The 22,464-nt window shown below is 57.4% G+C and carries 27 protein-coding genes; 2 read left to right on the top strand and 25 right to left on the bottom strand.

The window, feature by feature from the left end; all coding sequences use genetic code 11:
• Positions 1-153: 153 nt before the first annotated feature.
• The 10 genes from nuoE to BC777_RS05530 all read right to left on the bottom strand — a co-directional run bounded on the left by nuoE (position 154) and on the right by BC777_RS05530 (position 6,165).
• The gene (gene nuoE, locus BC777_RS05485; RefSeq protein WP_100367106.1) at positions 154-1,209 is read right to left on the bottom strand and encodes an NADH-quinone oxidoreductase subunit NuoE; all 1,056 of its coding nucleotides are present in this window, start codon (positions 1,207-1,209) and stop codon (positions 154-156) included.
• Between the two features lie 74 nt (positions 1,210-1,283).
• The gene (locus tag BC777_RS05490; protein ID WP_100367107.1) at positions 1,284-1,598 is read right to left on the bottom strand and encodes a hypothetical protein; all 315 of its coding nucleotides are present in this window, start codon (positions 1,596-1,598) and stop codon (positions 1,284-1,286) included.
• A 15-nt stretch (positions 1,599-1,613) separates the two neighbouring features.
• The gene (locus BC777_RS05495) at positions 1,614-1,805 is read right to left on the bottom strand and encodes a hypothetical protein (protein WP_245834171.1); all 192 of its coding nucleotides are present in this window, start codon (positions 1,803-1,805) and stop codon (positions 1,614-1,616) included.
• Positions 1,806-1,807: 2 nt separating this feature from the next.
• Entirely contained in the window at positions 1,808-3,046 is a 1,239-nt protein-coding gene (locus BC777_RS05500) for an NADH-quinone oxidoreductase subunit D (RefSeq protein ID WP_100367109.1), read from the bottom strand.
• 3 nt (positions 3,047-3,049) lie between these two features.
• Positions 3,050-3,943, bottom strand: coding sequence for a sulfotransferase (locus tag BC777_RS05505; RefSeq protein WP_100367110.1), 894 nt, complete (start codon positions 3,941-3,943; stop codon positions 3,050-3,052).
• On the bottom strand, positions 3,943-4,371 hold the full coding sequence (locus BC777_RS05510; RefSeq protein ID WP_100367111.1) for a GFA family protein: 429 nt from the start codon (positions 4,369-4,371) through the stop codon (positions 3,943-3,945). Before BC777_RS05510 ends, BC777_RS05505 begins: the two co-directional genes overlap by 1 nt.
• Positions 4,371-4,802, bottom strand: a complete 432-nt coding sequence (locus BC777_RS05515; RefSeq protein WP_100367112.1) for a GFA family protein — start codon at positions 4,800-4,802, stop codon at positions 4,371-4,373. The genes BC777_RS05510 and BC777_RS05515 overlap by 1 nt, the downstream gene beginning before the upstream one ends.
• Positions 4,802-5,413 (bottom strand): NADH-quinone oxidoreductase subunit C, encoded by a 612-nt coding sequence (locus tag BC777_RS05520; RefSeq protein ID WP_100367113.1) that lies wholly within the window; start codon positions 5,411-5,413, stop codon positions 4,802-4,804. Before BC777_RS05520 ends, BC777_RS05515 begins: the two co-directional genes overlap by 1 nt.
• A gap of 9 nt (positions 5,414-5,422) precedes the next feature.
• Positions 5,423-5,638, bottom strand: a complete 216-nt coding sequence (locus BC777_RS19680) for a YodC family protein (protein WP_100367114.1) — start codon at positions 5,636-5,638, stop codon at positions 5,423-5,425.
• Positions 5,635-6,165, bottom strand: coding sequence for a NuoB/complex I 20 kDa subunit family protein (locus BC777_RS05530; RefSeq protein WP_008235406.1), 531 nt, complete (start codon positions 6,163-6,165; stop codon positions 5,635-5,637). The genes BC777_RS19680 and BC777_RS05530 overlap by 4 nt, the downstream gene beginning before the upstream one ends.
• A 172-nt stretch (positions 6,166-6,337) precedes the next feature.
• Here BC777_RS05530 and BC777_RS05535 point away from each other — a divergent pair, with 172 nt between their 5' ends.
• Positions 6,338-7,783 (top strand): diguanylate cyclase, encoded by a 1,446-nt coding sequence (locus BC777_RS05535; protein ID WP_168769082.1) that lies wholly within the window; start codon positions 6,338-6,340, stop codon positions 7,781-7,783.
• 90 nt (positions 7,784-7,873) lie between these two features.
• Here BC777_RS05535 and BC777_RS05540 read toward each other — a convergent pair whose 3' ends face one another.
• The 15 genes from BC777_RS05540 to BC777_RS05605 all read right to left on the bottom strand — a co-directional run bounded on the left by BC777_RS05540 (position 7,874) and on the right by BC777_RS05605 (position 20,996).
• A complete protein-coding gene (locus tag BC777_RS05540; RefSeq protein ID WP_100367116.1) occupies positions 7,874-8,239 on the bottom strand; it encodes an NADH-quinone oxidoreductase subunit A in 366 nt (121 codons plus the stop codon).
• Between the two features lie 122 nt (positions 8,240-8,361).
• Positions 8,362-9,303, bottom strand: coding sequence for a hypothetical protein (locus BC777_RS05545; protein ID WP_100367117.1), 942 nt, complete (start codon positions 9,301-9,303; stop codon positions 8,362-8,364).
• Positions 9,304-9,371: 68 nt separating this feature from the next.
• On the bottom strand, positions 9,372-10,157 hold the full coding sequence (locus tag BC777_RS05550; protein ID WP_100367118.1) for a crotonase/enoyl-CoA hydratase family protein: 786 nt from the start codon (positions 10,155-10,157) through the stop codon (positions 9,372-9,374).
• Positions 10,154-11,014 (bottom strand): hydroxymethylglutaryl-CoA lyase, encoded by an 861-nt coding sequence (locus BC777_RS05555; RefSeq protein WP_100367119.1) that lies wholly within the window; start codon positions 11,012-11,014, stop codon positions 10,154-10,156. The genes BC777_RS05550 and BC777_RS05555 overlap by 4 nt, the downstream gene beginning before the upstream one ends.
• A 25-nt stretch (positions 11,015-11,039) precedes the next feature.
• Positions 11,040-11,690: a glutathione S-transferase family protein gene (locus tag BC777_RS05560; protein WP_100367120.1), complete on the bottom strand. Its 651-nt coding sequence runs from the start codon at positions 11,688-11,690 to the stop codon at positions 11,040-11,042.
• The gene (locus tag BC777_RS05565) at positions 11,687-13,597 is read right to left on the bottom strand and encodes an acetyl/propionyl/methylcrotonyl-CoA carboxylase subunit alpha (RefSeq protein ID WP_100367121.1); all 1,911 of its coding nucleotides are present in this window, start codon (positions 13,595-13,597) and stop codon (positions 11,687-11,689) included. Before BC777_RS05565 ends, BC777_RS05560 begins: the two co-directional genes overlap by 4 nt.
• 3 nt (positions 13,598-13,600) lie before the next feature.
• Positions 13,601-14,281: a hypothetical protein gene (locus BC777_RS05570; RefSeq protein ID WP_100367122.1), complete on the bottom strand. Its 681-nt coding sequence runs from the start codon at positions 14,279-14,281 to the stop codon at positions 13,601-13,603.
• Positions 14,282-14,295: 14 nt separating this feature from the next.
• A complete protein-coding gene (locus BC777_RS05575) occupies positions 14,296-15,858 on the bottom strand; it encodes a carboxyl transferase domain-containing protein (protein ID WP_100367123.1) in 1,563 nt (520 codons plus the stop codon).
• Entirely contained in the window at positions 15,855-16,322 is a 468-nt protein-coding gene (locus tag BC777_RS05580) for a lysozyme inhibitor LprI family protein (RefSeq protein WP_100367124.1), read from the bottom strand. The genes BC777_RS05575 and BC777_RS05580 overlap by 4 nt, the downstream gene beginning before the upstream one ends.
• Entirely contained in the window at positions 16,319-16,612 is a 294-nt protein-coding gene (locus tag BC777_RS05585; RefSeq protein ID WP_100367125.1) for a hypothetical protein, read from the bottom strand. Before BC777_RS05585 ends, BC777_RS05580 begins: the two co-directional genes overlap by 4 nt.
• The gene (locus BC777_RS19685; protein WP_375342420.1) at positions 16,609-17,037 is read right to left on the bottom strand and encodes a lysozyme inhibitor LprI family protein; all 429 of its coding nucleotides are present in this window, start codon (positions 17,035-17,037) and stop codon (positions 16,609-16,611) included. Before BC777_RS19685 ends, BC777_RS05585 begins: the two co-directional genes overlap by 4 nt.
• Positions 17,038-17,195: 158 nt before the next feature.
• Complete coding sequence (locus tag BC777_RS05590; protein ID WP_100367126.1) at positions 17,196-18,359, bottom strand: isovaleryl-CoA dehydrogenase; 1,164 nt, start codon at positions 18,357-18,359, stop codon at positions 17,196-17,198.
• Positions 18,360-18,423: 64 nt separating this feature from the next.
• Positions 18,424-19,017: a DUF6434 domain-containing protein gene (locus tag BC777_RS05595; protein ID WP_133122516.1), complete on the bottom strand. Its 594-nt coding sequence runs from the start codon at positions 19,015-19,017 to the stop codon at positions 18,424-18,426.
• 37 nt (positions 19,018-19,054) lie between these two features.
• Entirely contained in the window at positions 19,055-20,260 is a 1,206-nt protein-coding gene (locus BC777_RS05600) for a DegT/DnrJ/EryC1/StrS family aminotransferase (RefSeq protein WP_100367128.1), read from the bottom strand.
• A gap of 67 nt (positions 20,261-20,327) precedes the next feature.
• Complete coding sequence (locus BC777_RS05605) at positions 20,328-20,996, bottom strand: HAD-IA family hydrolase (RefSeq protein ID WP_100367129.1); 669 nt, start codon at positions 20,994-20,996, stop codon at positions 20,328-20,330.
• Between the two features lie 124 nt (positions 20,997-21,120).
• Here BC777_RS05605 and glmU point away from each other — a divergent pair, with 124 nt between their 5' ends.
• Positions 21,121-22,464, top strand: a complete 1,344-nt coding sequence (glmU, locus tag BC777_RS05610) for a bifunctional UDP-N-acetylglucosamine diphosphorylase/glucosamine-1-phosphate N-acetyltransferase GlmU (RefSeq protein WP_100367130.1) — start codon at positions 21,121-21,123, stop codon at positions 22,462-22,464.

A 22,464-nucleotide genomic window follows, 5' to 3' on the forward strand; every position in this document is an offset into this window, starting at 1 on the left:
CCTTGCAGATAAGTTTCGGGGCTCTGCCTTGCGGCAAAAGCGCCCGATACCTGTTACCTCTACCCGATAGACAGGCATAGGGTAAAGAATTACTGCTATTGCCCTTTGGCGGTCTTGACGGCTTGCGCGCGTGATCGCCTAAAAACAAGGCGCTTACTTGGCCTTGGCCAGCTTTGCCGCTTGGGCCATCCAATCATCACGCTCAATGCGCCCTTTGAACTTCAAACGGCTATCGACCCAAGCGATTTCATCTGCGGTCCATTTCGCAATCTGGTCAAAATGGTAAAAGCCAAGATCGTTCAGCACGCCTTCCAGCTTTGGCCCGACACCGCTGATCTTTTTCAGATCATCAGCCCCGCTAGCGCGTGGTGCGCTGAGGACTTCGGGCTGCTTTTCCGCGCCAGAGGCCGCGGGCTTTGGTGCCGGTTTCACAGGTTTTGGTTTGGCGGCTTTCGGTTTCGGCGTCGTGGCCTTTGCCTTTGGCGAAGGTGCTGCCTTGGTGTCTTTTACCCAAGGGGTCAGCAAAGGCACTTCAGTCCCGTCGATCCGCTTAACCGTATCGCCGATATCTGTGGCAAGCTGGGCGCTGGCGTTATACTGCGCCTTGCCGCTTTCATAGTCTTTCAGGCTGGTCAGCCCTTTGAGCGGCTCTGCCGCATAACGCCCGTTTTGCGGGCCCGGTGCCGGTACGCGACCCGCAGCAAGTTCATCAATGATTTCAGCCAAACGCTCGGTTGTCAGGTCTTCATAATAGTCCTTGCCAATCTGGACCATTGGCGCGTTCGCACAAGATCCAAGGCACTCGACCTCTTCCCATGAAAACTTGCCGTCAGCCGACAGGGCATGGGGTTTGTCCGCAATCTTATCCTTGCAGATGCCGATCAGATCCTCCGCCCCGCAGATCATGCAAGATAGCGTACCGCAGACCTGAATATGCGCAACCGACCCCACAGGTTGCAGCTGGAACATGAAGTAGAACGAGGCCACTTCCAACGCGCGAATATAGGCCAAATCAAGCATCGCTGCGACATGTTCAATTGCAGGACGTGATAACCAGCCTTCCTGCTCTTGCGCCCGCCAAAGGATCGGGATGATCGCCGAGGCCTGGCGGCCTTCGGGAAACTTCTTCATCTGCGCCTCGGCCCATTTCTGGTTGTCGGGCGTAAAGGCGAATGTTTCGGGCTGGTCGTGGTAAAGGCGGCGTAGCATCAGGTCTTTCCGGTCATCTTTATAGTCTCAGTATCCCCTAACACACCGGCCACGCCGGGCAAGGGATTTGTCGCTCAAGCGCAGGCGCCCGAGGTTACACGAAACGCATCGCCATCAATCACGCCACGCCCTTCGGCGCTCAACTCTGTCATGACACGCGCCAGATCTTCGCGTGACAGCACGGCATCGGCCATGATCAGATCACTGTTGCCACTCGTGAACGCACAGCCATTGGATGCCACACTGGTGACAAAGCGTTCTTTGGCGGACTGCGGTGCTTCAATCGGTGCGGGCATGGGTGTCGGCGTGGGCGTCGGCACTTGCACAGCAACAGGCACAGCACAGGCCGAGAGCGTCAGGCAGGCAACAAGGGTCATGGAGCGGATCATATCAGGCTTCCTTTTTTAATTCTCAGCCGCAGGTGCTGCGATGCTGAACACATCTGTCAGGCCGTAGACGAGTATAAACACAGAGACGGCCAATCCTGTCACACCACCGATAAAAATGCCCGCCATCCGGCCTCGAAAGATGCGCGACACCGCCGCAGAGACGAAAAACCCCAAGGCGACAAGCAGCCCAAGGATCAGATCGCCCATTGTCATCTGTCGATTTCGCCGAACACGACGTCCATCGTTCCGATAATCGCGCTTACATCTGCCAACTGGTGACCCTTACAGACATAGTCCATCGCCTGCAGGTGAAGATAGCCCGGCGCACGCAGCTTGGCCCGATATGGCTGGTTTGTGCCGTCAGCCACCAGATAGACGCCGAATTCGCCTTTGGGTGCTTCGACGGCGGCGTAAACCTCGCCCGCGGGTACGTGGAACCCTTCGGTATAAAGCTTGAAGTGATGGATCAGCGCTTCCATTGAGGTTTTCATCTCACCCCGTGTTGGCGGGGTCATCTTGCCCCGCGCCATCACGTCGCCTTTCTCATGGCGTAGCTTTTCGCAGGCCTGGCGGATGATGTGCGTAGACTGGCGCATTTCTTCCATACGGCAGAGGTAGCGGTCGTAGCAGTCGCCGTTTTTGCCGACAGGCACTTGGAATTCAAATTCGTCGTAGCATTCGTAGGGTTGCGCGCGGCGCAAATCCCACGCAAGGCCAGAACCACGGACCATGACACCAGAAAAGCCCCAATCCTGAATGTCTTCCTCGGTCACGATACCGATATCGGCATTGCGCTGTTTGAAGATGCGGTTTTCGGTCAGCAAACCGTCGATATCATCCAGCACCTTGGGGAATTCCACCGCCCATGCATCAATATCCTCGACCAGCTCGTCCGGGAGGTCCTGATGCACACCACCGGGGCGGAAATAGGCCGCGTGCAGGCGTGCACCGCAGGCACGCTCGTAAAAGATCATGAGCTTTTCACGCTCTTCAAAGCCCCAGAGCGGCGGCGTCAATGCACCGACGTCCATCGCCTGTGTGGTGACGTTAAGAAGGTGGGAAAGAATGCGCCCGATCTCGGAGTAGAGCACCCGGATCAGAGAGGCGCGACGTGGCACTTCGGTGCCTGTGAGACGCTCAATGGCCAGACACCAAGCGTGTTCCTGGTTCATCGGCGCCACGTAGTCCAACCGATCCAGATACGGCAGGTTCTGTAAATACGTCCGGCTTTCCATCAACTTTTCCGTGCCGCGGTGCAGCAGGCCAATGTGCGGATCGCAGCGTTCTACAATTTCGCCATCAAGCTCCAGCACCAGACGCAAAACACCATGTGCTGCGGGGTGTTGCGGGCCGAAGTTGATGTTGAAATTTCTGATCTGCTGCTCATCAGTCGCCGCATCAGATGATCCATCATCATATGTGTTTACACGGATATCGCCGTCCATCATGGCCTAACCCCTTGCTAAATTATCTTGCCACCGCTGTGGCAGGGGGCCGACATTGCGGGCCACCCATTCATAGTGTTCGTTCAATAGTCCCAGCGCCCTTGGGCGCAGTTTGTCCAGCATCACGACCTCCGGACCTTTGTTTGCGGTCCGTTCTACCGCGGGTTTCGCCGGGGCGATACCCAAGAACGTACAAATCCGCGCCAACCCTTCAGGCGTGAACATATCTTCGGCAAACTGGATCAGCAAACGTCCTTCGGGGATCACCCGCCGCAATTTACGAATGATCTTAGGGTAATCCCCCCGCTCAAGTATATGTGTCTCATGGCCGCGATTGAGCATGCGGTAAAGGATGTTGTTCGCTTTCTTCTCATACTGCTCATGCGCCTGTCGTTGGCGGCGTGCTTGCATACGAATATGCGACCAAAGCCGATCAAGCGGGTCACGGATGAGGTAGAGGAACTTGGTATTGGGTGAAAGGTCGCGCATGCGCGCCAGATCTTCATCCGAAAGCGTTGCATAGTTGGGGGTGATGTCAGCAACCAACTTCGCTCCGCTCCGCCCTTCCGTCAGCCAAGCAGCATAGGCGCTGTCACCGGTCCGGTCGGCCTCAAGGGCGGCGATCAGCCCTTTCATCTCGTTGATGCGACGATCCATATTGTCGACCTGCCAGCCACGATTGGCGGCAATAGCCTCTGCTTTGGCCGCACGCATTTCGCGGATACGGGCGCGATAAGCGATCAGCTGCTTCTCGCGCCTGTCGGTATCGAAAGTATCCCAATAATGGGCTTCCTTCACCGCTGGCATGGCGCATTCCGGATGGTCATGCAGATAGCGATAAAGCCAAGTGGTGCCTGCTTTCGTGGCACCGATGCAGTAAAGAAGGGTCGGCGCGGTCATCAGTCCTGACCTTCCGGCGCATACATCGCAAAGACCTCGGCCTCGGTCATCGTCTTCGTCTCACCGGCCAGCGCGTAGTTATCCGGCTTCTTGTCGATGAAAACCTGCATGCCGATCTCGAACTGGCTGGGGTCTTCAAAAGCTTGGATCGAAACATGCTGGTTCTGTCCATCCTGGGTTTGCCACAGCAGCGACGACCCGCAGTTTGTGCAGAACAACCGCTCACCCCATTCAGAGCCTTTATAGGACCCCACTGGTGCGCCGTCTTCAAACACAACTGACGACCCGCAGTCGACAGACAGATACATGCCACCCGACCACCTGCGGCACATGCCACAATGGCACGCCCCTGCCCCCAGACCACCCGGCGTGGGTGTCGCGGTGAAAGCACAAGCGCCGCACATGCATTTGCCATTCAACGCCGCCATCAGCCTTCATCCTGTGGTGTAAAAAGCGCCAATGTCTCGGCCTCGGTCAGGCTGCGCGTGTCATTGGTCAGCCCATATGTGTCGGGCTTTTTGTCGATAAACCACTGGTCGGTCAGTGTGAATTGCGCCGGATCATCAAAGGCATGGATGGATACGCTTGAACCGCTGCCATCTTGCATCTGCCAGATCAAAGAGGTGCCGCAATCCTTGCAAAACAAGCGCTCCCCCCATTCGGACCCCTTGTAGGACCCAAGCCGGTCTGTATTGGCGAAAGTCACGCTATTCCCGCAGTACACGGCCATATACATGCCCCCGGTCCAGCGACGGCACATGCCACAGTGGCAGACATTGGCGGATGTCGTCGCCGGGGTGGCTGTAAAGCTACACGCCCCACAAAGGCATGCGCCTTGCAGAGGTGCCGCATCGGCCATCAGCCCGCTTTCTCTTCTTTCTTTTCATCCCCCGGCAGGATGTATTCAGCACCCTCCCATGGCGACATAAAGTCGAACTGGCGATATTCCTGCACAAGGCTGACGGGTTCGTAGACCACCCGCTTTTGCACTTCGTCATAGCGCACTTCGGTATAGCCCGTTGTCGGGAAATCCTTGCGCAACGGGTGCCCACGGAACCCATAGTCCGTCAGGATACGGCGCAGGTCCGGGTGGCCGGAGAAGAGGATGCCGAACATATCGAACACCTCACGCTCGAACCAATTAGCGGACGGGTGAATGGACATGATTGAGGGCAGCATATCTTCCTCACGTATCTGGACCCGCAAGCGGATGCGCTGGTTCTGATACATGCTCAGGAAGTGATAGACGACATCGAACCGCTTGGCGCGGCTGGGATAGTCAACGGCTGTGATATCAACAAGCGACGAGAACTTGCAGGTCGCATCGTTTTTGAGGAATTCAACAAAGCTGACCATTGAAGATGGGGCAACGGTCACTGTCAACTCATCATGGGCCACGTCCCACGACAAAACGCAATCAGTGCGCTTCAGTTCCAGATGAGTGCCGAGTTCTTGCAGGGCTTCAGTCATCAAATATCCTCAAAGTTTGTCTGCATCGGAGTCGATAATCACTGTGAAACCGCCAACATCATCCGCGGGCATTAACATGAAGTCTGGGAAAACGTCTTTCTTCAGGGTTTCAGACTTACTAAACCACTGACAAACCATCCCATCCTCGCAAACTCCACGAACAGTCATTGTAGGTCCACCGCTCTTGAGTGATACCGTATCACCAAGTTTAATCTCTGCGCTCACCGCACAATTGTCCCGGTCCGGCGCATTTTACGCTGTAGTTGCAGAATGCCATACAGCAGCGCCTCTGCCGTGGGCGGGCAGCCCGGCACATAGACGTCCACGGGTACGATGCGGTCACAGCCGCGGACCACGGAATAGCTGTAGTGGTAATACCCACCGCCGTTGGCACATGACCCCATTGAGATCACGTAACGCGGCTCTGGCATCTGGTCGTAGACCTTGCGCAAAGCAGGGGCCATTTTGTTGGTCAGCGTGCCCGCCACGATCATAAGGTCAGACTGACGCGGGGACGCACGCGGCGCTGTCCCGAACCGCTCCAAATCGTAGCGGGGCATAGAGGTATGCATCATTTCCACCGCGCAGCAGGCCAGACCAAAGGTCATCCAGTGCAAAGAGCCCGTGCGCGCCCAGTTCACGATGTCAGCGGTTGAGGTGACAAGGAAACCCTTGTCCTGCAGCTCTGAATTGATCAGCTGCGCGCCGTGCTCTTTGTCGGCCCCAACAGAGGTTCCGGTCATCACGCCCATGCAGGCTCTCCCATGGCTTTATTCCCTTACTTTGGACTACGCCCAGCCCCGCCGAAGGTCAAGTCAACAAGCGCAGACTGCGGCATCGGCGCCCGCTCTGATCTTGCCAGAAGTAAAGTGTTTATTAATCCCTCCCCGCTACGAACCGTTGAGCTTGCATTGGACGGATAACATGACGGGAACGGCATTGCGCGGTAAGCCGCCACAGCAGCAGGCCCAACGCCTCGCCAGACATATCTTTGTGATGTCCGTCGTGAACGGAATTGTGACGATTGCTGTCATCGTGGGCCTTGCCATTTGGTTGGCGGGGCAAGCAAATATGCAGGAACGCGCCACCTCTCAAACGCTTTTTGAAACGGCTTTGCGCGCAGAATTAGACAAGGTTGTCATCAGCACCAGAGATTACGCATATGGGGATTATGCGGTCGAGTTGATGTCGGAACGACAAACAGACGAAATATATGAAATCTTCGGTACCGGGGCGACAACATCCACCACCTTTGATTTCATTTATCTCCTTGATACGAATGGCTCGCCGCTTTACGCCTATCAAAGCGGTGGCACCGGATCGGACATGGCAATCATTGATCCGCAGCTCAGCGCTGACCTTTATGCCAAAATTGCAGATGTTCCGATGATGCACCACGTTGTCGCATCACATTTCGCCTATGAAGGCGAACATCTTGCCGCCGTTTCTGCCACGCGTATGCGTCCTGATAATAACAGCGGTCGCAGCGCGTCTGACTTTCCCATAATGATTGCGGGAACCCGGCTCACGCAGGACCGGTTAGATCATATTGCACGCGGGCTTTTGCTGACCGATGTTGACCTCAACGCTGCCAAGCCGCAGATCGCTTTTGGCAGACAGGCCAAGATCGGACCTCAGGCCAGTTTAAACCTACGAGGGATTGATGGTGCGCCCATCGCAGAGTTGGCTTGGACGGCGCGTCGCCCAGGGCAAGCTTTGTTGAATACGACACTCCCTATCGTCTTGGCCCTTGCTGCTTTGACGTTTCTGACAACTTTACTGGTCGGCAGGAACGCATCAGCGCAGACTGCCGCACTGCTGGAACAACGCCAGATTGCGCGGACAGATCGCCTGACTGGTTTTATCAATCGCGCAGGGTTGGAAGACATTATCGTGTCGCCAGCGATCAAGGATGCCATCGCGAAGGGGACGGTCGCAATAATCTATCTTGATCTGAATAATTTCAAAAAACTCAACGATACCGAAGGACACGACGCAGGGGATATGGCGCTTAAGATATTTGCCGAGCGGGTCAATGGCGCGTTGCGCAACGACGACATTATCGTGCGCGTCGGTGGGGATGAATTTATCTGCGTGCTGGTTGACGATCACCCTGCCTCAACGGCCGAAAAGATCGCCAACCGGATCAAGGATGCAACCTCTCCCCCGCTCCGGATTGGTGAAAACGCGCATGCCATCACGCCATCGATTGGCATCGCGGTCGGCTCGCCAAATTTACGCTGGCAAGACTTACAAAAGAATGCAGACCGCGCGATGTACCACGCCAAGACAAGTGGCACGACGGACCCGGTGTTTTACAGTGACAACGTGCGACAAATGGCACGACATAAAACCCGCAAATTGGGTTAGCTTGAACCTGCGCCGTTAGGGACAAACCACGGTTCTTTTGTGAAAATCAGTGCCGTGCAGATTGAACAGCCCGCGCGCATGTGCGCAGGTCTACTCCCACTCAAGTGCGCCTTTTTTCCATTCGTAGGCGAAACCGATGGTCAATACCCCCAGAAACACCATCATCGACCAGAAGCCGACCATGCTGACATCTTGGAAGGCAACAGCCCATGGGAAGAGAAACGCAACTTCAAGGTCGAAGATGATGAAGAGGATGGCGACGAGGTAAAAGCGCACATCGAACTTCATCCGCGCATCATCAAATGCGTTAAACCCACACTCATAGGCCGACACTTTTTCAGGGTCAGGATTGCGCACAGCGACAATGGCTGCCGCAATGATCAGGATAAGGCCCAGCGCAATCGCAAGACCCAGAAAGATCATGATCGGCAGATATTCTGAAAGCATGTCCTGCACGGCGTTTTCCTTTCGGCTCGGCCCGCGCGTCGGCGTGCCGTCTGTTAGCTGCAAGATGCATACCGTCGCTGCCTCGCAGCGTCAACCAAGCGGCGTGTCACAGACCGCCTCTTGCGATGGAATTAGTCGGCGCGGTTCGCGACCGGCTGGCGCGGCGACAAAATCATGCCTGCCACCGACAAAAGCGACACCCCATGCGCCAAACCATTGGCCCGCGCGTCATGCCCCAGAATAACGTCTGACATCTCGGTCAGGTTGTCCGCCTGCTGGTCTGTCAGCCAAAACATGGCATGCATGCCAGCCGTGAAATCACCCGGCATATCAGTCACTTCAATCCGGCAACCGTCTTGTGTCGACGCAAATGTTTGTGAGGTAACCGTGACAGATTGATTGGGCAAAACGATCATGACGTCATGCTGATCTTCGGATGTGTTCAGCACCTTTGCATCAACTTTCACAATCAAAGGCTGGTCAGGGTTTTCGGGGTCTTGCACATGATGCGACGCCACAGCGACATCAAAGAACCCGTTTTCATCCGCAGCACCTGTCAAAACACGACCGCGGCGGGTGTTCGGCTGCAAGGCACATTGGCGTCGCGCCACAGTCGCAGAGCAAGGTAAATCAAGCCGTGTTTTCAGCCGCAGGCGCAACATCGGTCCGCTGTAGGCCAAGGCGTTCAGGGCGATTTGCAGAAGCGCCATCAAGACACCCATCGCACCGACGGCAAGCGCCACAAGGATCACAAGCGCCGCCGATTGCTGTTCAGCTGGCGCCCATCCGGCCACAATCTTGATAACTGGCATCGCGACCACCAAGGCGGTCACGGACAAAGACAGGCTGATCGTTTCCAAGGTCACATTGGGGAACAGAACGACATGCCCGACGACCAACAAGGCAACAGCCACCGAGGCAAGCGTTGCCCGCTCTGGCGAGAGAACCGCAGGATCAAGCAAAGCGACGCCCAGCATCACCACCACAGGAACAAAAACAGCCAGCGCAATCAAACGACGCAAGCGTGTAACACGGTAAATGACTTGTTCACTTGTGGGCCATACAAACGGCATTGCTGTCTCCTCTTTCAGAGACAGAATGCGCTGCGAAATCGGTCAGAAGTGAGACACAATTCTGACGATTAAGGCACGCGTGTGACGTCCCAATCGGGTTTCCTACGCTCAAAAAAGGCGGAAATGCCTTCTTTGGCTGAACCACTCTCCCATTGGGCGATCAAAGCGTCGATGGAACGCGCAACCACCGATTCGTCGATTGTCGAGCCCAAACTGCGGGCAAAGGCCTTGGCTGCGGCCACGGCATCCGGCGCGCATTGCAGGTATGGCGCAACTTCTGCCTCAATGGCAGCGTCTAATGCCGCCTCCGGCACTGCCTTGGCCACAACGCCAAGATCCACTGCTTCGGCCGCATCGAACAGCCGCCCCGACATGAAGACCCGCCGCGCATGGGCCTCGCCCATGCGCGCAAGCACGTACGGGCCGATGGTTGCCGGGATCAGGCCCAGCTTCGTCTCGGTCAGGCCGAATTTGGCGCTGTCCACGGCAATCGCTACATCACATACCGAAGCCATACCAACCCCACCGCCAAAGGCATTGCCCTGCACCCGGCCAATCACCGGCTGTGGCAATGTGTTGATTGCCCCCAACATGCCCGCGATGGATTGTGCAGCGGCCCGGCGCATGGCGGCATCACCGGCCATCTGCTCTTGCATCCAGCCCAGATCACCACCTGCACAGAACGATGGGCCCTGCCCTGTCAGCACGACGACCCGAATGGACCGGTCCGCCGCTATCTCTTGCGCGGCAGCGTATAGCGCGTCAATTAACCCCTGCGACAAGGCATTGTGCTTATCCGGCCGCGCCAGAGCCAAGGTCGCCACACCCCGCGCATCCACAGATCGTTCAATCATCGCATCCCCTTTGCCACTTGTGCCGCCTGCGCAATCACCTCGTGGTCCACCCCGGTCTGATAGCCGCGTCGTTCCAGCAGATCCAAAACTGCCTCGGTCGCCACGTTGCCGGGGGCGCCGGGGGCATAAGGACAGCCCCCCAAACCACCCACAGCACTGTCAAAGGCGCGCAGCCCCAGATCAAGCGAGACGTCAATATTGGCCAAAGCCTGCCCGGCTGTATCGTGAAAATGCCCGGCCAGTTCACTGGCAGGCACCACACCCATCACCGCCTCCAGCATCGCGCCAACCCGTTCCGGCGTGCCTTTGCCAATGGTATCACCCAATGACACCGGCATCGGCGCCAGATCGCGCAATGATGCAACGGTATCGGCCACCTGCCCGGGTGGTATCAGCCCATCAAAAGGGCAATCCGTAACGCAAGAGACATAGCCACGCACCGCGACACCGGCCTCCTGTGCCGCCGCAACAACCGGGCGCAGACGCGCCACGGATTCAGCGATCGAACAGTTCAGATTATTCTGCGAAAACCCTTCAGAGGCCGCGATAAAAATAGCGATATCCATCATCATATCCTGGCGGCGCGCCTGCAAAAACCCCTCCCAACCGCGCAAATTGGGCACCAACACCGCGTAACGCACCCCCGCAACAGGTGTCAGCCGGGCGAGCACCTGATCGGTATCGGCCATCTGCGGCACCCATTTGGGGCTGACAAAACTCCCGACCTCAATATCGGACAACCCTGACCGCGACAGAAGATCAATCAAGGCGACCTTACGGGTCACAGAAATCGCACCGGGTTCATTTTGCAACCCGTCGCGCGGACCAACCTCATGGATGCGGACAAACCCTGTCATCGCGCGCCTGACAACGCTGGCCCAATCACGCCTTCACCTCCCACGGGGCATAGAAATCACGCGCATAAAGGCCCGGCCCATCAGGCAGGGCCTGCCGATAGGCTGGGCGCGCCTCAAGCCGCGCAAACCAGTCCGACAGGCGCGGAAAACCGTCCAGTGCAACAAAATGTCGGGCCATGTAAACGGCCTGCCCCACACCAATATCCGCGGCAGAAAAATCCGATAGCAGATAGTCCCCCACCAAACGCTGCTCAATCAACCCAAGGGTCTTGGCCAATCGCTTGGCCTCAAGCTGCATGACAATGGGTGAACGCATTGCATCATCGTAAAGCGCGATATGCTGCTGGGTCAGTGCCGCCGTATGCTGCGATATCGTCTCGGCGAAATGGATCCAATTGAGCCACAAGGGACGTTCCGTGTGACTTGGGTCTCGACCCAAGCCCCTTTGCGGGAAACGCTCGCAAAGATACTCCGCTATCGCCCCGCTTTCGGTCAGGACAATATCGTCAATCTCAAGCGTGGGCACACGGCCCGCCGGGTTGAGGCTGCGATAGGGTTCTTCGCGCAGGGTTTTGTCGAAAGGATAGGTGATCACCTCAAACGGGACATCCAGTTCATGCAGCAACCAAAGGCTGCGCATTGAGCGGGTTTGGGGACAGTGATGCAGGCGGATCATGTCTCATCCTCCAGCCGGGCCATCAAAGCCCCCGCCGTGACCTGATCACCACTTTGTACTGTCACCTCTGCAATCACCCCATCGCGCGGGGCACGCAACACATGTTCCATCTTCATCGCCTCCAACACCACCAGCCTATCACCGGATGCGACCTGCTGGCCCACGGTCACCGCCACATCGCGCACAAGCCCCGGCATCGGCGCCAACACAGTATTCCCACCGGTCGCATCAGTCACGCGATCCAATGGGTCCACGATATCAAAGGTCAGGTTTTGGGCACCAAAAACCGTTACACAGCGACCATGTCGCACGGCGTGCATGCCCCACCCACCGGCTTTGCGGTGCAAATCTACTTGTGCGTCGCCAACCTTTACCTGACAAGACGCAGGACCAGTGACCACAAGCGACACGGCAATTTCATCGCTTGCAAACCGCAATATGATCTGGCGTTTGAGCGGCTGCCAAAGCGTAAACCCTGAAAGGGGATCATCAGGCAGGCCTGCCGCCGTCGCAGCAGCGACAGCGATTGCATCGACATCAGCTACAGGCTGCGCGGTCAGCGTGTCGCTATGTCGCCCAATCAAATCTGTATCAACGTCACCGGCCACAAATGCGCTCACGCGCGACAGGCCACGCAGAAAATCAAGGTTCGTTACGGTACCTGCGACTTGGGTGGCATCCAATGCTGCGCTCAAAGACTGCAACGCACGTGCGCGGTGTGGCGCGTGGACCGTGATCTTGGCAATCATCGGATCATACCAAGGTGATATCGCATCCCCCATGGTCACGCCGCTGTCAATCCGGGCCTCTGCCGGAAAGATCAGATGATCAATTGTGCCCGTGGCAGGCAAAAACCCTGCCGGCACGTCCTCGGCGTATAGTCGCGCTTCGAACGCGTGACCCCTGATCGACAAGGCATCTTGCGACAGCGGTAAAGGCTGTCCCGCCGCGACCCGCAATTGCCATTCGACCAGATCGACCCCGGTGATCGCCTCGGTCACTGGGTGTTCGACTTGCAAACGCGTGTTCATCTCCATGAACCAAAAGCCATCAGCGCGCAGCCCGTCGCTCCCATCAACGATGAACTCAATCGTCCCGGCCCCTGCATAGCCAATGGCCTTGGCTGCTTTGACAGCCGCATCGCCCATGGCCCGCCGCACATCATCTGTCATTCCCGGCGCAGGCGCCTCTTCAATCACCTTTTGATGACGACGCTGGAGCGAGCAATCGCGTTCAAACAGATGCACGGCGTCAGTGCCATCACCGAACACCTGTACCTCAATATGGCGCGGGGCGGTGATGTATTTCTCGATCAGTACAGCCGGATTACCAAAGGCCGTCTGTGCTTCGGCCTGTGCAGAGGCCAGATTCTCCAGAAAATCTGATGCGGCCTCGACCAAACGCATGCCCTTGCCGCCACCACCCGCAACCGCCTTGATCAAAACCGGATAGCCAATCTGTTCCGCTTGCTGGCTCAGAAAATCAGGGTCCTGATTTTCGCCATGATAGCCCGGCACCACCGGCACACCGGCTTTGACCATCAGCGCCTTGGCTGCATCTTTCAGCCCCATGGCGCGGATGGCATCGGCCGAGGGTCCAATGAACGTTAGCCCCGCCGTCGTGACCGCATCAACAAAATTGGGGTTTTCGGACAGAAACCCATAACCCGGATGAATGGCCTCTGCCCCTGTATCCCACGCCGCCTGAATGATCAGATCACCACGCAAATAGCTGTCGGCGACAGGTGCCGGGCCAAGGCGCACGGCCTCGTCCGCTTGGGCCACATGCAGCGCTTGTGCGTCGGCATCGGAATAAACGGCAACCGTGCGCACCCCCATCGACCGCGCTGTCTGGATCACACGGCAGGCGATTTCGCCGCGGTTGGCGATGAGGATTTTAGTGAACATGCACTACCACCACGACGTTGAGGTCCGGTCAGAAAGATGATCGCGGACGTAGGAAGGTAAAGGCCAGGCATCGTAATCGAGATTGCGCCGCGGCACCGGCCCATGCCTACGTGCGTGGTCATGCAATTCTCGGTGCAGCGTGATCTCCATCTCGGCCAATGCCGCATCCACCTTGCCTTGTGTTTCTGTGATGCTGGCCTCCAACTTCTCTGCATCGCTCTTTTCGCGCAGAAAACTGGGCAAAGGCAGCGACGACCAGATCTTCTTGCCTGCCGAGGTTGCGACCAGCAGCACGATATTAGCGACAAATCCGCTGATCGCGCCAGTCAGCAGGTCCTTACCCAGCCCCCAGCTGAACCAGCCGTTTCTTTTGCCACCGCCCGCGGCCAAGGCCGTGCGGGCGGCATCGAATTCGCGCCCAAAGCTTTCACGAAACTGTCTGGCAAAAGCGGCGCGGCCAAAGTCTTCGCGGCCTGCCCAGACGGTCAATTTTGGTCGCACAAACATCCCTGCACGGGACCGTTCCACAAACTGCTCAAAATCAAAGATGAAGAAATAGTCCTCTGGATCGCTGCTGTTGTGGATAACATAGACCGGTATATCGGCAACCTTGCCCAATGTTGGCATCTTCAACGCAGGCAGCTGATCCAGCAGTTTGTCCTTGATTGAACGGGGTTGGGTCATCGTTTCAAACTCAACTACATCCGGAACACGCCAAAGCGTGTGTCCTCAATGGGCGCATTCATGGAGGCCGCCAGCGACAGCGCCAGCACTTCGCGGCTTTTGCGTGGGTCAATGATGCCGTCGTCCCAAAGCCGCGCGCTGGCGTAGAGCGGATGCGACTGCTCTGTGAACATATCAATTGTGGGCTGTTTGAACGCCGCTTCTTCTTCAGCCGACCAGCTTTCGCCGCTTCGTTCAATCGCGTCGCGCTTCACTGTGGCAAGCACACCTGCTGCTTGTTCCCCACCCATCACCGAAATGCGCGACGTTGGCCATGACCACATGAAATTCGGGCTATAAGCTCTTCCTGCCATGCCATAATTTCCAGCCCCAAAGGACCCGCCCACCACCATTGTGATCTTGGGAACCTTTGTGGTCGCCACCGCCGTGACCATCTTGGCCCCGTGCCGCGCGATGCCTTCGTTTTCATATTTCTGCCCCACCATGAAACCGGTGATGTTTTGCAGGAACACCAGCGGGATTTTGCGTTGGCTGCACAGTTCAACGAAATGTGCGCCCTTTTGTGCGCTTTCGGAAAACAGCACCCCGTTGTTGGCGACAATCCCGCAGGGCCAGCCATCGATATGGGCAAAGCCGCAGACCAGGGTTTCGCCAAAGCGTGCTTTGAATTCGTCAAAGCGCGAGCCATCCACGATCCGCTTGATCACCTCGCAGATATCGTAGGGGGTGCGCAGATCGGCAGGAACCACATCGAAGAGCGTATCGGGGTCTAAAGCTGGAGGTTCAGGCGGCAACCGATTGCCTTGCAGTGATTTATCGATGTTACACGATGCCACCGCCTGCCGCGCCAGCGCCAAAGCATGCGCGTCATCCTCGGCTAGGTAATCGGCTACGCCAGACAACCTTGTGTGCACATCCCCGCCGCCAAGGTCCTCGGCTGATACCACCTCGCCCGTTGCCGCCTTGACCAAAGGCGGCCCCGCCAGAAAGATCGTGCCTTGGTCACGCACGATGATCGACACATCGGCCATTGCGGGCACATAGGCCCCGCCAGCCGTGCAAGACCCCATGACCACAGCGATCTGCGGGATACCCTTGGCCGACATCTGCGCCTGATTATAGAAGATGCGGCCAAAGTGGTCGCGGTCCGGAAAGACCTCATCCTGATTGGGCAGGTTCGCCCCGCCGCTGTCGACCAGATAGACGCAGGGCAGATGGCAGGCTTCTGCAATTTCTTGGGCGCGCAGGTGTTTCTTGACGGTCATCGGATAGTAGGTACCGCCTTTGACGGTGGCATCATTGCAGACGACCATAACCTCATGGCCGTTCACCCGGCCAACCCCTGCGATCACACCTGCGCAAGGGGCGGCCCCGTCATACAGACCATGTGCCGCGGTCGCACCCACCTCCAGAAACGGGCTGCCGGGGTCCAGCAATCCCGCAACGCGATCACGCGGCAACATCTTACCCCGGCTCAGATGGCGCGCACGGGATTTCTCACCGCCGCCAAGCGCTGCGGCCTCGGCCGCCAAACGCACATCTTCGAGTGCTTGCAGGTGCAGATCACGGTCGCTCATCTGAGGTATTGTTCCAAAACAAGGACCTGTTCGCCCGTTGTTTGCATCAGACAGGCCAGCAGCGCAGGGCCACCGCCCGTGCCACCCTCCCATTGCACGTATTCATAGTCACAACGGGCATCGCGGTAGGTGATCCAGGCGCGCTGCATGGCGCGCAGGTTGTTCGTGACGGCCGCGTCATCGCCCTGTTGCGCCAACAATTGCTGATAGACATCGTTCAAACGGCCATCCCAATAGCTGCGTTCGCGCTCCAGACAGCCGCCCATACCAACGGTGCTTTCGCCACCCGGTGTATTGGTCATACATTGATTGGCCGATGCCCCGATACAAGCGTGACGCTCACCCGCGCCCAAGGCCTCTTGCAGACAGGCTTCGGTGTGAATGTCCGAAAATACAAGGTCCTGCGCCTGCGCAGGAACCGCGCCCAGCGCGCCACAGGTCAGTATCGCCATCCAAATCTTCATGCCCCCGGCCCCGCTGGTTCTGGCAATGCCTCGCCGCGTGGTCCGACATAGTAGGTCGTGATGACCCCGAAAGGATGGGTGCAATTGATCACCATGCGCACCGCCGGATCAGGATGCGAGGTGGCGGCGCAATCGGTTGGGGCTGCCCCGCTGGGCGCGGTTTCCATATAGGCCGCCGCATAGCGGTTGATGATATCGGTCTCTGACGGCACTTTGCCCCATTGCAGGCCAAGGTAGGCTGCAAAGGCGATGAGGGCTGCGAGGGGGAGGAAGAGGTACGCACGGGTCACGATAAATCCTCGCAAATCTCACCGTAAACAGGACGCCGTCCCGATCTGCAGTGCTCCTTCAGACGATTTTCTATCTCGAGTGAAAACCGGGCGGTTTCTCCATTCAAGCAGGCATACTCTACTATATCTCCTTCTCTCCCACGCGACCGACCAACTCCATACTGGCTTGTAAGATAGCTGCACTTTGTTTCTGCATAAGCCCGCCATACTATGACAGTTGCTTGCAATTCCGGTGCAGTCATTTGGACGCCCTGCACGAATTCGGGAGGCGAGTAAGCACCGGACAATCCTTCGACCATACGGTCTAGGCGCCACTCCCAGTATTGCCGCTCTAAGGACAGGCAAGTGATCATAGTCACACGGTCGTTCCGCATCTCAGAGCATTGTGTAAAGCCTTGCCCAACACATGCACTTTCGGCCTCCATAACAAAGTCAGCATCTCGTTCAATGGCTGCTGTCGATACACAATCTGACAACAGAGCGGCATCCACTGAATAACTGCGGTGTGTTAGCGGGGGACCGCTTCCAAGCACGTCAGCAGTAACGGGTGGGCACACCAGCAAGCAAGAAAGCACAATCCACCTCACCCCATCGCCCCCATCATCTCGCGTCCGACCAGCATCCGTCTGATCTCCGACGTCCCTGCGCCGATTTCCATCAGCTTGGCATCGCGGAAGATGCGCGCGACTGGCGCGTCGTTCAGGAACCCGGCACCACCCATCGCCTGCACCGCTTGGTGCGCCTGTTTCATCGCCTCTTCGCTGGCATAAAGACAGCAGGCCGCCGCATCTTGCCGCGTGACCGTGCCCCGATCGCAGGCCCGCGCGACCTCATACACATAGGCGCGGGCAGAGTTCATTGCCGTGTACATATCCGCCAGCTTACCCTGCATCAGTTGGAAGTTCCCGATGGGTTCGCCGAACTGTTTGCGGCTGCTGACATAGGGCATCACCTCGTCCAGGCAGGCGGCCATGATACCCAGGCCGATACCGGCCAGTACGACCCGTTCATAGTCGAGACCGGACATCAGGACGCGGACGCCTTTGCCTTCTTCGCCCAAGACGTTCTCAAAAGGGACCTGCACGTCATCAAAGATGAGTTCGGCCGTATTGGAGCCGCGCATGCCCAGCTTGTCGAAATGAGGCGAGGTCGAAAATCCGGTCATTTCCTTTTCGATGAGGAAGGCCGTGATCCCTTTGGAGCCTGCGTCGGGGTCCGTCTTGGCGTAGACCACCAGCGTGTCGGCGTCCGGCCCGTTGGTGATCCAGTATTTGTTGCCGTTCAGGCGGTAGTGGTCATTGCGCTTTTCAGCCCGCAAGGACATGGACACTACGTCGGACCCCGCCCCCGCCTCCGACATCGCCAAGGCACCGACGTGTTCACCCGAAATCAGGCGCGGCAGGTATTTCGCTTTCTGCTCCGCCGTCCCGTTCAGCTTGATCTGATTGACGCACAGGTTGGAATGGGCACCATAGGACAGGCTGACCGAGGCACTCGCCCGCGCGATTTCCTCAATCGCGACAGTATGCGCGAGATAGGACATGCCCGCCCCGCCATATTCTTCATCGACGGTGACACCCAAGAGCCCCAGCTCACCCATTTCAGGCCAAAGCGCGGGTGGAAACGCATTCGATTGATCAATCTCTGCCGCTATCGGTTTCACCCGCGTTTGCGCCCAGTCGTGCACCATGTCGCGCAGGGCGTTCACATCTTCACCCAGATCGAAGGTCATAGAGGCGTGAAACATCGGTGGCTCCGGAATTAATTGAACGCTTGTTCAATAATAGGATGCACGGGCGCGCCCTGTCCAGTCATTTCTCTTTGAGCAGATCCAGATCGGCGGGCGCAAAGACGTAGGGCCCCGGTTTCTGGCGACGCAAGGCCCAGAGCCTGCGTAGCTCTTTGTGCGTTCCGTTAGGCGCGTGTGTAAAGTAAGCGCGTGTATACGCATTGTATTGGTTGTGTGGTTGATTTGGCTGCTTTTTTCCCGCCTTCTTGTCAGCTTCGATTTTCTGGGCCGCGATGACCGCGTCAGCCAAATTCCGACCTGCGTTGGCCTTCATCCAATCCATGAATGGAAGCGAAAACTTGAATCCCGGAATAGCGGCTTGCATGAAACGCCGCATGTTCTGGGTGTTTTTATAGCTGTCGGTGATCACCGTTTCAGGGCCAAGCGGCTCTGAGTGCCAGTCAAACTTTGATTGCACCCGTTTCGTCTTTTTCGCTTCAACGGGCGGTTCGCCGTGGTCAAGGAAATAGGCAATCCGGTCGGCGATCTCGAATTTGCCACCTGCTGTTTTGATCCCCTTGCTACGCGCGTAGGTCACAAGCTCGTCTTTGAGGTAATACCACTTTCTAAAGGTGGCGGCATCAGTACAATGAGCAATATCAGGTCTGTCTGTCATGGGCTTTAAAGCTAGCGGTCAAAGCCTGCCCGACAAGTCATTCAGCCGCGACATCACCTTGATAAACCGCAGAGACTTCTGCACGAATGATGCGGGCGAGCAGAGCGCAATCCTCAAGGCTGAAGGTCAATGGCAGACGCATGTCCACGACGCCTGCCAATACGCGGTCAGAAGCCGGCATTCGGCTGGAAGGCGCGTATTGCCAACTGTCGTAGCGCGAGGTGAAACCTTTGGGTTCAGCACCGCCGAACCACTTGAGCTCAACCCCGCGTGCGGTGCATCGATCCAGGACGGATTGAACCGTCTCTGGTGACCAATCCAGCAACAGGAACTGAAAGGACGAGGCGACGAATTCTTCCTTCTCAGGGCGCGGGATCAGGCGTAGGCCGGGGGTGTTGGCCAGACCTTCCTCAAGTACGCGGTAGCGCGCGTTCCAGCGTTTTGCTTGCTCTGCAAGGTTGCGTAGCTGCGGGCGCAGGATTGCTGCACGCAGGTTGTCCATACGGCCAGAGATGTTTGGTGTTTCGTATTTGATCTTGGCGAAGGTTTCGACCGGTGGTGCGGCACGGTGCTTTTCGAAGAGCATATAGCTGCCAGACAGCATGATCGCCCGCGCCATATCTTCGGCATCGTCGCAAATCAAGAAACCACCCTCGCCGGAGTTGATGTGTTTGTAGGTCTGAGTCGAGTAACACCCGAACCGCCCCCAGCGCCCGCTTGGGACGCCGTTCCAGGCGGCCCCCATCGTATGTGCACAATCCTCGATCAAAGTCACACCTGCCGCGTCACACATCGCCATCAGGCGGTCCATATCGCAGATATGGCCGCGCATGTGGCTCAGCAGAAGCACGTTGGATTGGTCCAGTTTGGCGGAAAGATCATCAAGGTCGATGACAAGGTCTTCGGTCACGCCAACGAAGACTGGCACGCCACCCACCGCTGCAATCGCGCCCGGCACAGGGGCGAGCGTGAAGGCATTGGTCAGCACCTTATCACCATGCCGCACACCGGTGGCGCGCAAAGCCGTCGTCATCGCGTAACCGCCAGAGGCGACCGCAAGGCAGTATTTGGACCCTACTGTTTCTGCGAATTCTTCTTCCAGCAGTGCCACTTCTGCGATTTCATCCCCGCTGGTGTTATAGCGGTGCAGGCGCCCCGATTGCATCACAGCGTTGGCCGCGGCGATCCCTGCTTCGGGGATGGGTTCTTGTTGGGTGAAGCTGCCGGTAAATATCTCTGTCATAATGTTATTGTGTAAGCGGTTTCAGGCAACGTCAAATGGCCACTTTGGCACAGGCTTTAAGGCCAATTCAGCCAATCAGGCGGGTCACGACCGCATCAAGGTCTTCATAGCTGTCGATCGTCGCCTCAGGATCAAGGGCGAGCACATCATCGCGCCCCGGCCCGAATGTGACCAGAACCGATGGTACACCGGCGTTGCGGGATGTATCGCGGTCGGTGGCCGTGTCACCGACCAGGAGCGAGCGCTTGGGATTGCCACCTGCCCGTCTGACCGCTTCAAAGTGATGTTCGGGGTCCGGCTTGCGGACCGGCAGCGTATCTGCGCCGATGAGCGATGCGAAGGCATCGCGCACGCCAAGGCTGGTCATGAGTGTTTCTGCAAGGCCTTCGGGCTTATTCGTCGCAATTCCCACGGCATAGTCAGCAGACAGCAAGCGTGCGACCGCATCCATCGCACCGGGGTACATGACTGTATGCGTATCGATATCCTCGGCATAGGCAGCTAGCAAAACCGGGTATTGCGCATCCACTTGGGCTTTGCCGAACCCTTCTACCCGCGAAAAACCTAAGGTCAGCATCGCCCGCCCGCCGCGCAACGCGGTCGCGGCATCCGTCGCCGGATCAAGCAGGTCACCCAACCCCAGCCCCCGAAAACAGGTGTTCGCCGCTGCGATCAGATCGCCGCTGGTGTCAGCAAGCGTGCCATCAAGATCGAAGATCACAGTGCGTTTGCTCATGGGGTTCCCTTTTGATTATCTGTTTCTTCTGTAACGCCATGTAAACTGATGTGAACCCCCATCCCCTTGTGATAATCAAAAAGGGCAGTAGAAGTCGCAGGCAACAACAAGGTTCGAGGCAGCAATGGCAACCGCACTTATTATTCTGGGCGCAGGCATGGGCACGCGCATGAATTCTGATATGCCCAAGGTGCTGCATGAAATCGCGGGCGCACCTATGCTGGTGCATGCGATGAAATCAGGCGCGGCACTTGATCCTGAACGCACTGTCGTGGTGGCGGGGCATGGGTCTGAATTGGTCGAGAAAGCAGCCAAGGCCTATGACCCCGATGTGACGGTCGCAATCCAGTCCGAACAGTTGGGGACCGGCCACGCCGTGGGACAAGCCCGCGATGCGTTGGCCGGGTTCGATGGTGACGCGCTTGTGCTTTATGGCGATACGCCGTTTATCCAACCTGAAACGCTGGCAGCCATGACCGCCGCGCGCCTGACCCATGACGTTGTTGTGCTGGGGTTCGAGGCAGCTGATCCTGGGCGCTATGGGCGGTTGATCATAAAGGATGATCAGCTGGATCGGATTGTGGAATTCAAGGACGCCACAGACAAAGAGCGCGCAGTAACACTCTGTAACAGTGGTGTTATTTCAGCGAATTGCGCAACGCTTTTTGATCTGATTGATGCGGTTGGCAATGACAACGCATCAGGTGAATACTACCTTACCGACATTATTGGCATCGCCCGCGCCCGCGGGCTTTCAGCCACAGTCGTTCGCTGTGATGAGACCGAAACATTGGGCATCAACTCGCGTGCAGAGCTTAGCAACGCGGAGGCACTGTTTCAGGCACAAGCCCGCGCTGCGGCGCAAACCGACGGGGTGACACTGACTGCACCTGAAACTGTTTTCTTCGCCTATGACACGGTGGTCGGACGTGACACGGTGATTGAACCCAATGTCGTTTTTGGCCCCGGTGTGACGGTCGAATCCGGCGCCATGATCCGTGCGTTCAGCCATCTGGAAGGCTGCCATGTGTCGCGCGATGCCGTCGTCGGCCCCTACGCCCGGCTGCGCCCCGGTGCAGAACTGGCCGAGGGTGTGAAGGTCGGTAATTTTGTTGAAATCAAGAATGCGCAAGTGGCTGAAGGGGCCAAGGTCAATCACCTGTCCTATATCGGTGATGCCTCTATCGGTGCGAGCAGCAATATTGGCGCAGGCACGATTACTTGCAATTACGATGGTGTGTTCAAGCATAAAACGACGATTGGTGAGGATGTGTTTATCGGCTCCAACACCATGCTTGTGGCGCCGGTAAACGTGGGTGATGCAGCGATGACGGGCAGCGGATCGGTTGTGACAAAAGACGTGCCCCCTGGTGATTTGGCCATCGCCCGCGCGAAACAAGAAAACAAGGCAGGCTTTGCGGTGCGCCTGTTTGAAAAACTGAAAGCCAGAAAAGCAAAAGGGTCTTAA

It is taken from the genome of Yoonia maricola (assembly GCF_002797915.1).
Classification (GTDB): Bacteria; Pseudomonadota; Alphaproteobacteria; order Rhodobacterales; family Rhodobacteraceae; genus Yoonia; species Yoonia maricola.